This window comes from Delftia sp. RIT313 (assembly GCF_000632165.1).
Taxonomy (GTDB): domain Bacteria; phylum Pseudomonadota; class Gammaproteobacteria; order Burkholderiales; family Burkholderiaceae_C; genus Comamonas; species Comamonas acidovorans.
The window spans coordinates 193,329-208,397 of record NZ_JFYT01000057.1 but is presented as its reverse complement, the minus strand read 5'-3'; the positions used below and the strand labels follow the sequence as shown (position 1 = coordinate 208,397).

The window sequence follows — 15,069 nt, the reverse complement described above, 5'->3', positions numbered from 1 at the left end:
TGCAATCACCGAACGAAAGGACATTCGTCAATGACACAGCTGCAGGCACGCACTTCGGTGCGCATGGACAGGGCCGAGGAGGCCATCGCCGCCATCGTCGGGCACATGCAGGAGCACGACATCACCGTGCGCCGCGAAGGCACGCGCTGGGTGGCCGACTACGAAGGCGGCCGGGGCCAGCTGTGGCTGGAGGACCAGCAGGTCCATGCCGAGGTGGCGGCACCCGGCGTGGAGCTGCTGCAGGACATGAAGCTCATGCTGGCCCACCTGCTGCTGGAGGCCACGGGCGCCGCCGACGGCTCCCTGGCCTGGGAGGGTGACGGCGCCGCGCTGCAGCGCCCGCCGGCCTTCCGTGAACTGCGGGTGCTGGCCGTGCGCGATCTCACGCCGCACATGCGCCGCGTGCGCTTTGCCTGTGACGACATGGCGCGCTATGCGCAGGACACCAACATCCACGTCAAGCTGCTGTTTCCGCAGCCCGGCGTGGCCGAGCCCCAATGGCCCACGCTGTCGGCCAGCGGCCTGCTGCGCCTGCCCGAGGGTGACGGGCGCCTGGACATGCGCACGTACACCATGCGTGCGATGGGTGTGGCCCAAGACGGCGCCAACGGATGGATCGACGTGGACTTCGTGCTGCACGAGGACGCCGGCCCCGGGTCCGCCTGGGCCGCGCGCGCCCAGCCGGGCCAGCGCATCGGCATGACCGGCCCCGGCGGGCGCACGGCCACCCCGGCCGACTGGATGCTGCTGGCCGGCGACGACACCGGCCTGCCGGCCATGCTGCGCATTGCGGCCGCCCTGCCGGCGCACACGCGCGGCCATGTGTTTGCCGAGGTCCAGGGTCCGCAGGACGAGCAGCCCGTGCAGGCGCCCGAAGGCCTGCAATGGCACTGGCTGCACCGGGGCGCTGCCGAGGCCGGCACCACCACGCTGCTGATCGACGCGCTGCGCGCCGTGCGCTGGCCGGATGCGTTGGCCGGTCATCCCGCCAGCCGCTTCGTCTGGGCCGCTGGCGAGTTCGACACCGCCCAGGCCGTGCGCCAGTGGGCGCGCGAGGAGCGCGGGCTGGAAAAGCACGAGCAGCTGGTCGTGGCCTATTGGCGGCGCGGCATGAGCGAGTCGGATTTCAAGGCAGCGAAGTAGGCCGCTAAGTAGGCCGCCAAGTAGGCCACGCAGGGGGCCGGCGCCTCAGGTGGCGTTGGGCTCCTGACGCAGCAGGAATTTCTGCAGCTTGCCTGTGGGCGTGCGCGGCAGGCTGGCAGCAAAGACGAATTCACGCGGGATCTTGTAGCGCGCCAGCCTGTCGGCCAGGAACTGCTGCAGTGCCTCGGCCTGCGGCGCGGCCTCGCCGCGCGTCACCACGTGGGCGACGACGGTCTCGCCCCATTCGGCGTGGGGCCGGCCCACGACGGCGACATCGGCGACCTGGGGATGGGCCGACAGCGCGTCCTCCACCTCCTTGGAATACACGTTCTCGCCACCCGTGATGACCATGTCCTTGGTCCGGTCCACGATGAAGAGATAGCCCGCGTCGTCCAGGCGCGCAAGATCGCCCGTGCGGTACCAGCCGCCCGGTGCGAAGGCGGCAGCCGTGGCCTGGACGTCGTGCAGGTAGCCGTCCATCACGCTGCCGGTGCGCAGCCAGATCTCGCCGGTGTCGCCGGGGCCGGCATCCTCGCCGTCGTCGCGCACCACGCGCATGTCCACGCCGGGCAGGGCCACGCGGCCGATGGAGCCGGCCCGCTCCACCTGCTCCTCGGGGTAGAGCGTGGTGCCCGTGGGGCCGGTCTCGGTCATGCCGTAGACCTGGTAGAAGCGGTCGCTGCGGTAGGCCGTGGCCAGCTTGCGTGCCATCTCGGCGCCGATGGGGCCGCCGCCGTAGACCCAGGCGCGCACGCTGCTCAGGTCGTAGCGGGCAAAGTCGGGCAGCATCTGCAGCGGCGCAAAGTAGGAGACGGGGGCGCCGAAGTACAGCGTCACGCCCTCGTCCTGCACGGCCTGCAGGAAATGCTGGGGGTGGTACTCGCGCAGCAGCACCACGGTGCCGCCCATGTACAGCGTGCCGCCAAACCAGTTGTTGAGCGGCGAGGAGTGCCAGATGGGCATGGCCATCAGCGTGCGTTCCTCGCGCGTGATGGACAGGCCCAGTGCGGCCGTGATCGCCGCCAGCGTGACGGCGCGATGGCTCAGCAGGCAGCCCTTGGGCCGGCCCGTGGTGCCCGAGGTGTAGAGCACCTGGGCGATGTCGCCATCGGCGGCGGGCCGCGTGCCTTCCATGGGCCTGGCGGCCGCCACCAGCGTGTCCCAGTCCTGGACACCCGGGACGGCCTCTTGCGCCTCGGTCACAAGGCGGGCGCAGGGGTGTGGCGCGGCGGCGACCACGGGCGCGAGTGCGGCGTCAAACACCAGGGCCTTGCACTGCGCGTGGTCGAGGATGTACTGCAGCTCGGGCGCCTGCAGCTTGTGGTTGACGGGCACCAGCGCGGCGCCCAGGCGCCAGGCGCCGAACAGGGCTTCGACAAAGCCCGGCGTGTTCAGGCACATCAGGGCCACGGTATCGCCCCGGCCCACGCCCTGGGCCTGGAGCACGGCCGCCGCGCGCTGCGAGCGCCGCTGCATGTCGGCATAGCTGATGGAGGCGCCGCGGTCGCGCAGAAAGGCCTTGGCGGGCGTCTTGCGCACGGCGCTGTCGAAGGCGTCGAGCAGGTTCATGTCTTGTCTCCTTGTGCTTTGTTGTGTGGTGGGCCGGCGGCCGCTTCAGGCGGGCAGCGCGCGCTGAAGGATGGCGGCGATGTCCAGGCCTGCCGGGTCGAAGGCGCCCGCCACCATGGCGCCCTGCTGCGCCCCCAGGCGCGTGGCGATGAAGCCGTCGGCCATGGCGGGCGGCGCATGGCGGCGCAGCAGGCAGGCCTGGGCCAGCAGCACCAGGTCCTGCACCAGGCGGCGTGCCTGGGCCTCGAGCTGGTCAGGCGGGCCGGACAGGCGCCGGGCCAGCGATTGCGCCTGCTGCAGCAGCGCGGGCTCGCCCGCTGCCGTGTCGATCAGGTCCTGCAGCAGCAGCTGCGCGCCGTCGGGCTCGCGCGAGATGGCACGCAGCACGTCCAGGCACATGACGTTGCCCGAGCCTTCCCAGATCGAGTTCACGGGCGCCTCGCGGAACAGGCGCGCCATCACGCCCGTGTCCACATAGCCGTTGCCGCCCAGCACCTCCATGGCCTCGCCCGTCAGCTCCACGCCGCGCTTGCAGACCCAGAACTTGGCCGCTGGCGTCATGATGCGCTTCCAGGCGCGCTCCAGCGGATCACCCTCGTCGCCTCCACGCTCATAGGCCTGGGCCAGGCGCATGGCGATCTGCAGCGCGGCCTCGCTTTCCAGCGCCAGGTCGGCCAGCACGGTGCGCATCAGCGGCTGCTCGGCCAGCTGCTTGCCGAAGACGCTGCGCCGGCGCGCATAGGCCAGGGCCTGCACCGTGGCCGAGCGCAGGATGGCGGCGCTGCCCAGCACGCAGTTCAGGCGGGTGTAGGTGGCCATCTCGATGATGGTGGGAATGCCCCGGCCTTCCTCGCCCATCAGGATGCCCCAGGCGTCCTCGAACTCCACCTCGCTGCTGGAGTTGCTGCGGTTGCCCACCTTGTCCTTCAGGCGCTGCACGCGCACGGCATTCCTGCTGCCGTCCGGGCGCCAGCGCGGTACGTAGAAGCAGGCCTGCCCCCCGCCTTCCCCCATGCGTGCCACCACCAGGTGGGCATCGCACATGGGTGCCGAGAAGAACCACTTGTGGCCGCGCAGCAGGTACTCGCCGCCACGCCCGCCGGCGTGCACCGGCATGGCCACCGTCGTGTTGGCGCGCACGTCGGAGCCGCCCTGCTTCTCGGTCATGCCCATGCCCAGCCACATCGATGCCTTGTCGGCCACGGGCAGGTCGCGCGGATCGTATTCGTGGCTGAACAGCTTGCCCTGCAGCTGCTGCCACAGCGCCGGTTCCTTTTGCAGCAGCGGGATGGCGGCCGTGGTCATGGTGGCCGGGCACAGCGTGCCCTGTTCGACCTGGCCGTGCAGGTAAAAACCTGCGGCCCAGGCGCTCCAGCGGCCCGCGCTGCTGTCCTCGAAGGGCAGGGAGATCAGCCCCTGCTGCCGGTATAGTCCCAGCAGCGTGTGCCAGCTCGGGTGGAACTCCACGGCGTCGATGATGCGGCCGCGCGCGTCGAAGCGGTGCAGCTCGGGCGTGTGGCGGTTGGCCTGCTCGGCCAGCTCCCAGGTGGCGCGCTCGCCCAGCTGCTGCGCATAGCGCGACAGCGAAGGAATGTGGCGCGCAGCGCCGTTGCGCTGAAGGGCCTCGGCCAGGGCAGGGTCGGCCTCCAGCAGGTTGAAGTCGGTGAGTTCGTCGACCTGGTTCAGGACGTCGTGCGTGTTCCAGGTGTGCCCTGTCTGCAATGTCTGGCCGGTGCTCATGCGTGTCTCCGTGATCGTTGGTCTCAACGCAAAAGTCTAGGAAAAATGCCCAGCAAAGGTGTTCGGGTTTCACGGCAGCAGCCGCAGCCGCCCAAAGTGCGGCGCCGCCCCCTGCAATCGCGCGCGCAGGCCACGTCGCAGGCGCTGCAGGACGCCTTTGTTCGGCTTGTGATCGAGCAGGGCTACGAGCGCACCACGGTGCGCGAGGTGGCCGCCGTGGCCGGCGTGGGCCTGGGCACCTTCTATGAATACTTCGGCAACATGGACACGCTGGCGGCCATGTGCATCCACCGCCAGGTGCAGGCCCTGCACGCCCAGGGGCTGCAAACGCTGCAGGACAGTGCCGGCATGCCGCTGGCCACGCGCGTGGACCGCCTGCTGGACACCCTGGTCGACGGCATTGCGCGCGAGGCGCCGATGTGGGCCGCGCTGTTCATGCTGGAGCGCAAGGTGTCCGCGCCCGAGCCCTTCCGCCGCCACTACCAGGCCTATGTACAGCTGTGGGGCACGGCATTGCAGGACTGCGATCCGCCGCTGCCCGCGCCGGCCCAGCCCCTGGCACGGCTGCTGCACACGCTGACCTATGGCTGGGTGTCGCAGTCGCTGCTGGCGCTGGGGCCGCAGCAGACGCTGCAGCAGCTGCGCGCGCCGCTGGGCTGGGCCATCCATGCGCTGCTGCGCGAGGCGCAGGCTCCGTCCGCGTAGCGGACCCCGGCGGCCTCCAGCGGCGCGGAATCAGACGCGCGGAAAGCGCAGCGTGAAGCGGGCACCGCCCTGCTCGGAGTCGTCGGCCTCCACGCTGCCGCCCTGGGAGACGGTCAGTGCCTTGACGATGGACAGGCCCAGGCCCGAGCCCTCGCGGCGGCGCTTGCCGGGCACCTGGGCAAAGCGCTGGAAGGGGTGGGAGCGCAGCTCGCTGGGCAGGCCGGGACCGGCATCGCTGATGCGCAGCACGGCCCAGGCACGGCCTTCGATATCGGATTCCACCGTCAGCGCCACGCCCAGCCATGCGCCGCTGGCCGCATGGCGGATGGCATTGCTGACGAGGTTGGAGAGGATCTGGCGCATGCGGTCGGCGTCGGCACGGATGTCGGCCATGCCGATGTCACTGGGCGCGGGCAGGTGCATCTCCAGCTGCATGCCATGCTGCAGGAGCTGGGGGTGCAGGTGGTCCAGCGTCTCGGCCACGAGTTCGGCCAGGTCCAGGCGCTGCTTTTGCAGCGACAGCTGGCCGGCATCGGCCATGGACAGCGTGTGCAGGTCGCCGACCAGCCGGCCCAGGTGCTCGACCTGGAACAGCAGCGTGTTCAGCTCGGTGTCGTCTGCGGCGATGACGCCGTCGCAGATGGCATGCAGGCGCGCCTGCAGCACGGTCAGCGGCGTGCGCAGCTCGTGCGAGATCGAGGCCGCCGTGGCGCGGCGCTCGGCCTCCAGCGTCTCCAGCGAATCGATCATGCGGTTGAAGGCCACCACCATCTCGGCCATCTCGCCATGGGCCTTGCCGGGCAGGGCGCGCGCGCTGAAGTCGCCCAGCTCCACGCGCTTGGCCACCTCGACCATGGACGCCAGGGGCCGCGTCACCAGGCGCGAGACCCAGAAGCCCACGGCCAGCCCGAAGGGCAGGCACACCAGCAGGCCGATGACCAGGGACCATTTCTCGCCGAACAGCAGATCGCCCGTCCAGTACTGGCCGTAGATCTGCATGGCGCGCGGGCTGTCTTCCAGCGACTGGGCGTTGAGTTCGTCCAGCTCGATCTGCACGGCCGGCGGCAGGCTGCTGTAGAAGTCGCGGTACTGGATCTCGGAGAACACCAGCACGCCGATGGCCAGCAGGGCAATGGTGCTGAGCACGGTGGCCGTGATCCACAGGCCGAAGCGCACCCAGATGCGGTTGGGCCTCAGTCCCAGGGCCATAGCCGGTAGCCAATGCCGCGCACGGTCTCGATCAGGCCTTCCTGGCCGGCCAGCTGCAGCTTGCGGCGCAGCTTGGACAGATGGGAGTCGATGACGCGCTCCAGCGCATCGCTCTCGGGCAGGCAGTGCTCGATCAGGTGGGAGCGCGAGAAGCAGCGCCGGGGCTGGGCCGCCAGGCAGGCCAGCAGGCGGAATTCGGTCAGCGTCAGGGGCAGCGGCAGGGCGCGGCCCTCGTTGTCGTAGACCACGGCGCTGTGCGCCTCGGCGTCGATCTCGATGGGGCCCACGCGGATGGGCGCGGGCGCCGGGTTCTTGCGTGCCTGGGTGCGGCGCAGCACGGCGCGCACTCGGGCCACGACCTCGGGCGGGTTGAAGGGCTTGACCACGTAGTCGTCGGCGCCCAGGCGCAGAGCCAGCAGCTTGTCCACATCATCGGCCAGCGCCGTGACCATGATCACGGGCGTCTGGCTGTCATCGCGGATCGCGCGCAGCACGTCGATGCCGTCCATGCCGGGAAGGTGGATGTCCAGCAGCACCAGGTCGGGCCGCAGCAGGCGGAACAGCTGCAGTGCCTCCTGGCCGTCCGAGGCCATGCGCGAACGCAGCCCGTCCCGCTCGAGATAGGCCGTCAGGATGCTTGCGATGGCGGGCTCGTCTTCGACGACGAGCACGAGGGGGGTGGTTGCCGTTGGCTGTGCTGTGGAGTTCATGGGAAAGCTGGCAGGGCCAGGCGCACATTATGGTGCGATGCCCTGCGTGCCGCAGTCCCTCCATATTGGCTCCACGAAGTCTGCAATCGCGCGCAAGGCTGGCGCTGTTCATTTCCTGCGGGCCCATCAGCGGCTATTGGTAGCTCATCGTGAAGGTCGCCCTGCCATAGGCCATGCCAGGTGTCACGCTGCCGGCTGTCTGCACCAGGCGCGCGCTCAGCGGAATCTTCAGGCTGTTCTGCCCCTGTGCGACCTGGCCCGCATTCCATTGGTTGGCATTGCCCAGGCTGCCGGAGTCGGGGCCGAAGCTCACGGGCACGTTGTTTCTCAGTACCTGTATGCCGACACCCCGGGCCTTGGAATTTTGGGCCAGCGTCAGCGTGCTCGATCGGTTGGTGGCCTGGGTGGCATCCGTCAGCGTGATGAAGGCGGTCAGGCGTGTATTGGCTTCGCCTCCCGCGCAAGTCAACTCGATGCTGAAGTCCTTGGCTGCCGTGACGGACCCGATTCCCTTGAAATCGGCGAACGGGGCGGGGGCCATGGTCACGTCGATCTTGCCCGTGGACACCCGGCAGGTCGGTGGCCTGGGGCGGCTGCTGACGTTGACGGTGATGCCACTTGAAAAGAATATCGTGGCCAGCAAGTCACGGGCATTGCTGGTCCCTGAGTAGATTCGTGCGAAGCTGCCATTCAGGGAACCGCCAGATGTGAGTTCTCCGGTTTTCACGAGCTCGAGGGTCATGTTGTTGCTTGGCAGTGAATGGAATATGCCCTGTTTCAGCATGGACCCTGAATAAGGCGCGGCTCTTTCCCATGTGATTTTCATGCCCAGGTTGGGGATGGCGGTGGAATATATTCCACCGCTTTCCGTTCCAATGCCTTCCAGATAATAGAAATCATTGTCGCAAGAAATGTGGTAGCTGCCGGCCCCGGTATTTTGTAAATTCATTGTCCTGGAATAGACAACGCTGCCAATCGGATAATTTTCATTGACGATGGTGGGGGTGTTGGCTGAACCCGGAAACTGGGCATTCCAGCCCTGGGAGGAACAACGGGCCCAGGATGAAATAGGGGCCATACAAAAAATCAAGAGGAGAGGCGTGGCCAATGCATGGCGCAAGATGGCTGTGAAAGACATGCTGTGAACTCCAGCCTGGAAAATATGGATCAATGCCTTGGGACGGGTGGCATAGGGCGCGATATCCGGCCAATGTACTGACCTGCATGCGGCATTGGAATTGGAGCGTTCTGAAAATAAACTCGGAATCATCCGAGTCCGCGGTGATCGGGCGGTCCGCAACTGGCTCTTGCCCGGGTTGGGGCAGAGAGGTCCCCGCAAGGCGCTGCGCTCTCCATGTTTCCTCCATAAAGCCTGCAACCTCGCGCAAGCTTGGCCGCGTCCAATGGCTATCCGGGGACATGGTTCCCTGGCCTCGTTTTCCCGGCCCTCCCCTCGATCACCCCCTCCCGCCTGTCCATCCCGTGAACCACGCCGCCGCGACGCATCGCCTCTCCAGCCTGTGCCTGGGCGCCGCCCTGGCGCTGGCCGGTTGCTCCTCGCCGCCTCCGGCTCAGCTTGACGGCTCGGTGCCCACGCAGTGGACGCAGCCCCTGCCAGCCGCCGCGCCGGGTGCACCTGGCTCGGCCGCAGCGCCCGACCTGCAGGGCTGGTGGAAGGCCTGGGGCGACGAATCCCTCAACACCCTGGTCGAGGAGGCGCTGGCCGCCAACCTCGACCTGTCCCAGGCCCAGTCGCGCCTGCGCCAGCAACGGCTGCTGGCCGGCACGGCCGGCTCGGCCTTCCGGCCCGTGTTCACGGCCGGTGCGCGCACGCTGCAGGACATTGCGGCCATCGACTCGTATTTCCACGCCAGCATCGACGTGAGCTGGGACCTGGGCCTGTTCGGCGCCCGCGAGGCCGGCGAGCGCAATGCCGCCGCCTCCGTACTTGACGCACGGGGCCGCCTGCAGGCAGCCCGCGTGGCCCTGGTGGCCGATGTGGTCCACCGCTATCTGGACATCCGCATGGCCCAGCGCCAGCGCGCCCTGATCGACGAACAGGCACTGCTGGATGCGCGTGCCCTGCAACTGGCCCAGGTGCGCCAGCAGCAGCGCCTGGGCACGGCCGAGGCCGTGCACCAGCTGCAACTGCAGGCCGGCCAGAGCGCCGCCTTGCGTGCCAGCCTGCGCGAAACCCAGGCCCGCAGCGCCCACATGCTGGCCGCCTTGCTGGGCCGCACGCGGCCCGATGCCCAGTGGCTGCAGGCCGATGCCAAGGCCCCGCTGCCCGGCCCCCAGGCGCTGGGCGTGGCCGCCCTGCCGGCCGACCTGCTGCGCACGCGCCCCGACATCCAGGTGGCGCAGGCCGCAGTGGAGCGCGCGGCGGCCGAGCAGGGCATTGCGCATGCGGCGCTGTATCCGCGCTTCGTGATCGGCGGCTCGCTGCTGTACTCGTTCAACATCACCCAGAACCTGCGTACCACGCAGGACAACGCACCCACCTTCGGGCCGCAGATCGACATTCCCCTGTTCGACTGGGGCCGCCGCCGCTCCCAGGCCGACGCCAGCGAGCTGGCGCTGCAGGCTGCCATCCAGGCCTACCGCCAGAGCGTGCTCGACGGCGTGGCCGAGGTCGAGTCCGCACTGGCCGCGCTGGACGCCCAGCGCGAGCGCATCGCCTCGCTGCAGTCCACCCAGCAGGTGCTGGCCGAGCGCGAGCGCGTGCAGGACCAGCGCCTGAAGCTGGGCCTGGACAGCGAATTCGGCGGTCTGGCGCCCCGTCGCGCCGCGCTGCAGGCGCGCAGCGAGCAGACCACGGCCCTGGCTGCCCATGCGCTGGCCTACGTGGCGCTGTACAAGGCCCTGGGCGGCGCGCCGCTGCCGGCCGAGGACCAGGACGCTGCCGACAGCGGCATGGCTCCACTGGCTCCGCTCGCACAAGGAGCGCCCTCATGATCGCCCTGGCACGCAAGACGCTGGTGCACGAGTGGCGCCGCTTCATTCCCTCCGTCTTCGCCGTGGGCTTCTCCGGCGTGCTGCTGGCCATGCAGGCCGCGCTGGTGCTGGGCATCTTCGGATCGGCCGCGCTGTATGTGACGGCTTCCTCGGCCGACCTGTGGATCGGCTATCCGGGCACGCAGAGCGTGAACTTCGGCCGCACCATCGGCCGCGACGTGGACATGCGCCTGCGCATGGACCCCGATGTCGCGGCGGTCGAGCCCTATGTCTGGGTGGACGGCGACTGGCGCTCGGACTCGGCGGCCGGCGGCGCGGCGAGCGAGCACGGTGGCGGCGTGTCGGTCTACCTGTCGGGCATTGCCACCGATGACGCCTCCATGCTGTTTTCCCACGTGCTCCAGCCCTGGCAGCGCCAGCGCCTGCGCGAGACCGGCGCCGTGATCGTGGACCGGGCCGACCTGCAGACCCTGGGCACCAGCGAAGGCGGCGTGGCCTGGGTCAACAACCACCGCGTGCAGGTGGTGGCGGCCGTGGACGGCCTGCGTGGCCTGGGCGGCGTGAACGTATTGGCCTCGCTGGCCACGGCCCGCGAGATTGCGGGCGACCCCGGCCAGGGCAGCACCTATTTCGTGGCGCGCGTGCGCCCGGGCGCCTCGGCCAAGGCCGTGAAGCAGCGCCTGAACCAGCCCACACCCAGCTTCGGCCCCTACGAGGCCTGGACGGCCAGGGAATTCGCGCGGCGCTCGCAGCGCTACTGGATGTTCGACACGGGCGCCGGCGCGGGCGTGCTGTTCATGGCCGTCATCGTCTGCCTGGTGGGCTCGGTGGTCACCAGCCAGTCGCTCAAGGCCGTGGTGGCCGCTTCCTCGCGCGAGTACGCCGTGCTCAACGCGCTGGGCGTGAGCCGCGCGGCACTGGGCCGCGTGGTGGTCGAGCAGGCCTGCTGGATCGGCGGCCTGGGCTTTGTGATGGCCGCGCTGGCCAGCGCCGTATTGCTGGCCCTGGCCATGGCCTACCGCGTGCCCGTGGCGCTGAACGCATCGGCCGTGCTGGCCTGCGCCGTGCTGGTGGCCGTGCTGTCCCTGCTGTCGGGCCTGGGCGCCATGCGCAGCCTGCTGCGTGCCGACCCGGCCACGCTGCTGCGCTGAAGACGGCCAGACCCCATGAACGTGATGAATGCCCACTCCCCCGCGCCCACGGCGGCGCCCCGCACGGCACCCAGCCTGGAGGCCGTGCGCCTGTGCAAGTCCTTTCTGTCGGGCATGGTCAGCGTGCAGGTGCTGCAAGGCCTGTCCGTGTCGCTGTACCCGAGCGAGCTGAGCCTGATCTCCGGGCCCTCGGGCTGCGGCAAGAGCACGCTGCTGTCGCTGATGTCGGGCCTGCAGGCGCCCGACAGCGGCCACGCCATGGCGCTGGGCGAGGACCTGGGCAAGCTGGGCACGCGGGCGCTGGAGAAATTCCGCCTGCGCCACACGGGCTTCGTCTTCCAGGGCTTCAACCTGTTCCCGGCGCTGACGGCCATCGAGCAGGTACAGCTGCCCCTGGGCTACATGGGCCTGCGCAGCGACGAGGCCCTGCGCCGCGCCCAGCAGGCGCTGGACGAGGTCGGCCTGTCCCACCGCGCCCACATGCGCCCGGCCGAACTGTCGGGCGGCGAAAAGCAGCGCGTGGCCATCGCGCGCGCCATGGCCAAGGCGCCGCAGCTGCTGTTTGCCGACGAACCCACGAGTGCGCTGGATGCCGAAAGCGGCCAGCGCGTCATCGACATCCTGCACCGCGCGGCGCGCAACCATGGCACGACCGTGCTGTGCGTGAGCCATGACCCGCGCCTGGTGCGCCATGCCGACCGCGTGCTCGGCATGGAGGACGGCGCCATCCGCAGCGACTGGCGCCAGACCTCCCCGTTGAAGGAAAAAGAATGAAGTACCCCCTGAGCGGCCTTGCCGCGTCCACTGCCGGTCTGGCTGCGGCGCTGGCCGCCGCCGCGCTGCTGGCGGGCTGCGGTCCTTCGCACGATGCGCCTGCCAATGCCGGCCAGGCCAGCGCCAAGGCGCAGCAAAACGGCCCGGCGGCCGTGGCCGTGGCGCGCGGCAAGATCGAGGTGGAAGGCGGCCTGCTGGACCTGTCGCCCGCCGTGGCCGGCGTGGTGCAGCAGCTGTCCGTCAAGGAAGGCCAGTCCGTGCAGCGCGGCCAGTTGCTGCTGAGGCTGGCCGACGATACGGGCCAGGCCGACCTGGCCGTGGCCGAGTCCGAGGCCCAGCTGGCCAAGGCCCGCCAGAAGGCACGCGCCGCGCGCCTGCCCCAGCTCAAGCAGACCCTGTCGCGCTGGCAGGCCGCAGCGCGCGAGGGCGCCGCAGATGCGCAGAACGTGGACGAGGCCGCGCAGGCGCTGCGCGATGCCCAGGCCGAGATCGACGTGGCCGCGGCCGAGGCCCAGGTGGCACAGCGCAAGCTCGAACAATTGCGCGCCCAGCACAAGCGCCAGGAACTGCGCGCGCCCGAGGCCGGCACCGTGGTGCGCCTGGCCACCCACGCGGGCAGCCAGGCCGTGCCCGGCACGCCGGCCGTGGTGCTGCTGCCGCAGCGCCCGCTGCAGGTGCGCGCCGAAATCAATGAAAGCTTCGCCGCCGCCGTGCGCGAAGGCATGCGGGCCACGGTGACGCTGGACGCCGATGGCGCCGCACAGCAGCAGCTGCCTTCGGCACGCGTGCTGCGCATCAGCCCCGTCTATGGCACGGCGCGGCTGCAGGACGACCAGCAGCGCGGGCCGGTGCGTGTCATCGAGTGCGTGCTGGTCTTCGAGCAAGCTCCCGCCGCCGCCGTGCGCGTGGGTCAAAACGTAAGGGTGCAGTTTCATGAATAAGCGCATTCCCCTGTATCTGGACACCGCCGCCCCCGGCTGGATGGTGCAAAGCGACTTCGACGGCACGATCAGCCTGCTGGACGTGACCGACACCCTGCTCAACCGCTTCGGCAAGCCCGGCTGGCAGGAACTGGAAGACGCCTGGGAGCGCGGCGAGATCGGCTCGCGCGAATGCATGAAGGGCCAGGTCGCGCTGCTGGACATGGACGAGGCCGAACTGCGCGCCCACCTGGACACCATCGAGATCGACCCCGGCTTTGCCGGCTTCGTGGCGGCCGCCCAGGCCCACGGCATGGTGGTGCAGGTGGTCAGCGACGGCATCGACTACGCCATACGCCATGTGCTGGAGCGCCATGGCCTGGGCCATCTGCAGGTCATCGCCAACCGCCTGGTGCAGACCGGCGAGCGCAGCTGGCGCCTGGACTCCCCCTGGGCCAGCGCGCAGTGCGCGCGCGCCAGCGGCAACTGCAAGTGCGAGCGCCTGGCCGAGCAGCAGGCCCTGCACGGCCGCGTGCTCTACGTGGGCGACAGCACCTCGGACTTCTGCGTCTCGGGCCGGGCCGACTTCGTGCTGGCCAAGTACAAGCTCATCGCCCACTGCGAAAGCCGGGGCATCGCCCATGCGCCCTTCGAGCATTTCGAGCAGGCCACGGCCTTGCTCGACAAGGTGGTCCTGGGCCTGGAGGCGCTGGCATGACATACCACCCCCTGAGTCGCTTCGCGCCTTCCCGTTGCACGGCGCCCCCCAAGGGGGACGACACCTTCGGTGCGGGGCGGCGCGGCCGGCCAAGGCCCTTCCTTGGTGTCTCTGGCTTCAGGGCACGCCATTTTCATGGTCAGAGGGCGACGCGCAGCGTCATGGAAAATTGACATGAATTTGAGTGATGGGCTCTCCTTGGTTCAGCGCAGCGAGCCTGCCACGGGGCTGGACAACGTTTGCGTGACCGAGCATGAATTCGTCATGCCCGGCACGGGCGCTGCCGCGCGCACCGGCGTGCTGCTGGTGCACGGGCTCACGGGCACGCCGGCCGAGATGCGCTTGCTGGCCAAGGGGCTGAACAAGCAGGGCTTCACCGTCTATGCGGTCCAGCTGGCCGGCCATTGCGGCAGCATGGAAGATCTCGTGGACACGCGCTGGACCGACTGGCTGGCCAGCGTGGAGGCCGGGCTGCAGCGGCTGTCGCAGCACATGGACCATGTGGTGGTCGGCGGCCTGTCCATGGGCGCCGTGCTCTCCCTGGCCGTGGCCCAGCGCCACCCCGACAAGGTGGACGGCGTCTGCGCCCTGTCCACCACCTTCCGCTACGACGGCTGGAGCATTCCCTTCTACACGCGCCTGGCCTTCCTGCTGCCGCTGTTCCGCGCGCTGGGCATTGGCCGCCACAGCGTGTTCATGGAGCAGCCGCCCTACGGCATCAAGGACGAGGCCCTGCGCGCGCGCGTGGTCGAGCAAATGCATTCGGGCGACAGCGCGGCGGCCGGCCTGCCGGGCAATCCCTGGTGGTCCATCATCGAGCTGCGCCGCCTCTCGGCCCATGTGCTGGCGCGCCTGCCCCAGCTGCGCTCGCCCTGCCTGGTCATCCATGCGCGCAACGACGACATCTCCTCGGTGGCCAACGCCCATGACATCGTGCATGGCGCCAGCCAGGCCCATGTCGAGCTGGTGCTGCTGGACAACAGCTACCACATGGTCACCATCGACCGCGACCGCCGCACCGTGATCGCGCGCACCACCGAATTCGTGGCGCGCATCGCCAGCGGTGCCGCCCCCCGCGAGGTGCGGGCTGCGGAGGCCGCACGGCATGGGCAGTGATCTCTCGCCGCTGGTCATCACGCTGTGGGTGCTGAACGTGCTGGTGGACAGCGGGGGCCAGCTGGCCTTCAAGGCCGCCGCCAGCCAGCCCGGTGACCTCGACGGCCTGGCACGCTGGCGCTTCATGGCCTCCAGGCCCTGGCTGTGGCTGGGCGTGGGCTGCTACGTGGCCGAGTTCGTGCTGTGGCTGGCCTTTCTCTCGCTGGTGCCGCTGTCCGAGGGCGTGCTGCTGGGCTCCATCAACATCGTGGCCATCATGATCGCGGGCCGGCTGCTGTTTGCCGAGAAGCTGGCACCCATGCGGGTCGCCGGAATTGTCCTCGTGTCCATAGGCGTCGCCATCGTGGGCCTGCATTGAA

Annotated in this window: 14 protein-coding genes; 9 read left to right on the top strand and 5 right to left on the bottom strand. The window is 69.6% G+C overall.

The window, feature by feature from the left end; genetic code table 11:
• Positions 1-30 precede the first annotated feature (30 nt).
• Entirely contained in the window at positions 31-1,143 is a 1,113-nt protein-coding gene (locus BW39_RS17635) for a siderophore-interacting protein (protein ID WP_043823344.1), read from the top strand.
• A gap of 45 nt (positions 1,144-1,188) precedes the next feature.
• Here the strand turns inward: BW39_RS17635 and BW39_RS17630 are convergent, their stop codons facing one another.
• Together BW39_RS17630 and BW39_RS17625 are read right to left on the bottom strand one after the other, a co-directional pair.
• Positions 1,189-2,712: a class I adenylate-forming enzyme family protein gene (locus tag BW39_RS17630; protein ID WP_043823342.1), complete on the bottom strand. Its 1,524-nt coding sequence runs from the start codon at positions 2,710-2,712 to the stop codon at positions 1,189-1,191.
• 45 nt (positions 2,713-2,757) lie between these two features.
• Positions 2,758-4,452, bottom strand: coding sequence for an acyl-CoA dehydrogenase family protein (locus tag BW39_RS17625; protein WP_043823339.1), 1,695 nt, complete (start codon positions 4,450-4,452; stop codon positions 2,758-2,760).
• A 45-nt stretch (positions 4,453-4,497) separates the two neighbouring features.
• On the opposite strand from BW39_RS17625, the gene BW39_RS17620 reads away from it, so the two are divergent.
• Entirely contained in the window at positions 4,498-5,157 is a 660-nt protein-coding gene (locus tag BW39_RS17620; protein ID WP_043780208.1) for a TetR/AcrR family transcriptional regulator, read from the top strand.
• A 30-nt stretch (positions 5,158-5,187) separates the two neighbouring features.
• Here the strand turns inward: BW39_RS17620 and BW39_RS17615 are convergent, their stop codons facing one another.
• The 3 genes from BW39_RS17615 to BW39_RS17605 form a co-directional block, all read right to left on the bottom strand.
• The gene (locus BW39_RS17615; RefSeq protein ID WP_043823338.1) at positions 5,188-6,366 is read right to left on the bottom strand and encodes a sensor histidine kinase; all 1,179 of its coding nucleotides are present in this window, start codon (positions 6,364-6,366) and stop codon (positions 5,188-5,190) included.
• The gene (locus tag BW39_RS17610; RefSeq protein WP_012202062.1) at positions 6,351-7,076 is read right to left on the bottom strand and encodes a response regulator; all 726 of its coding nucleotides are present in this window, start codon (positions 7,074-7,076) and stop codon (positions 6,351-6,353) included. The genes BW39_RS17615 and BW39_RS17610 overlap by 16 nt, the downstream gene beginning before the upstream one ends.
• A 133-nt stretch (positions 7,077-7,209) precedes the next feature.
• Positions 7,210-8,214, bottom strand: a complete 1,005-nt coding sequence (locus tag BW39_RS17605) for a fimbrial protein (protein ID WP_043823335.1) — start codon at positions 8,212-8,214, stop codon at positions 7,210-7,212.
• A gap of 344 nt (positions 8,215-8,558) precedes the next feature.
• Between BW39_RS17605 and BW39_RS17600 the strand changes: the two genes are divergently transcribed.
• The 7 genes from BW39_RS17600 to BW39_RS17570 all read left to right on the top strand — a co-directional run bounded on the left by BW39_RS17600 (position 8,559) and on the right by BW39_RS17570 (position 15,068).
• Positions 8,559-10,031, top strand: coding sequence for an efflux transporter outer membrane subunit (locus BW39_RS17600; protein WP_043823333.1), 1,473 nt, complete (start codon positions 8,559-8,561; stop codon positions 10,029-10,031).
• Positions 10,028-11,182 (top strand): ABC transporter permease, encoded by a 1,155-nt coding sequence (locus BW39_RS17595; protein ID WP_012202065.1) that lies wholly within the window; start codon positions 10,028-10,030, stop codon positions 11,180-11,182. The genes BW39_RS17600 and BW39_RS17595 overlap by 4 nt, the downstream gene beginning before the upstream one ends.
• A 15-nt stretch (positions 11,183-11,197) precedes the next feature.
• Entirely contained in the window at positions 11,198-11,956 is a 759-nt protein-coding gene (locus BW39_RS17590; protein WP_013800028.1) for an ABC transporter ATP-binding protein, read from the top strand.
• Complete coding sequence (locus BW39_RS17585; RefSeq protein WP_034397595.1) at positions 11,953-12,897, top strand: HlyD family secretion protein; 945 nt, start codon at positions 11,953-11,955, stop codon at positions 12,895-12,897. The genes BW39_RS17590 and BW39_RS17585 overlap by 4 nt, the downstream gene beginning before the upstream one ends.
• Positions 12,890-13,594, top strand: coding sequence for an MtnX-like HAD-IB family phosphatase (locus BW39_RS17580; protein ID WP_013800030.1), 705 nt, complete (start codon positions 12,890-12,892; stop codon positions 13,592-13,594). Before BW39_RS17585 ends, BW39_RS17580 begins: the two co-directional genes overlap by 8 nt.
• A gap of 174 nt (positions 13,595-13,768) precedes the next feature.
• Positions 13,769-14,710, top strand: a complete 942-nt coding sequence (locus tag BW39_RS17575; protein ID WP_043823331.1) for an alpha/beta hydrolase — start codon at positions 13,769-13,771, stop codon at positions 14,708-14,710.
• Positions 14,700-15,068 (top strand): EamA family transporter, encoded by a 369-nt coding sequence (locus BW39_RS17570; protein ID WP_012202070.1) that lies wholly within the window; start codon positions 14,700-14,702, stop codon positions 15,066-15,068. The genes BW39_RS17575 and BW39_RS17570 overlap by 11 nt, the downstream gene beginning before the upstream one ends.
• Position 15,069 lies beyond the last annotated feature (1 nt).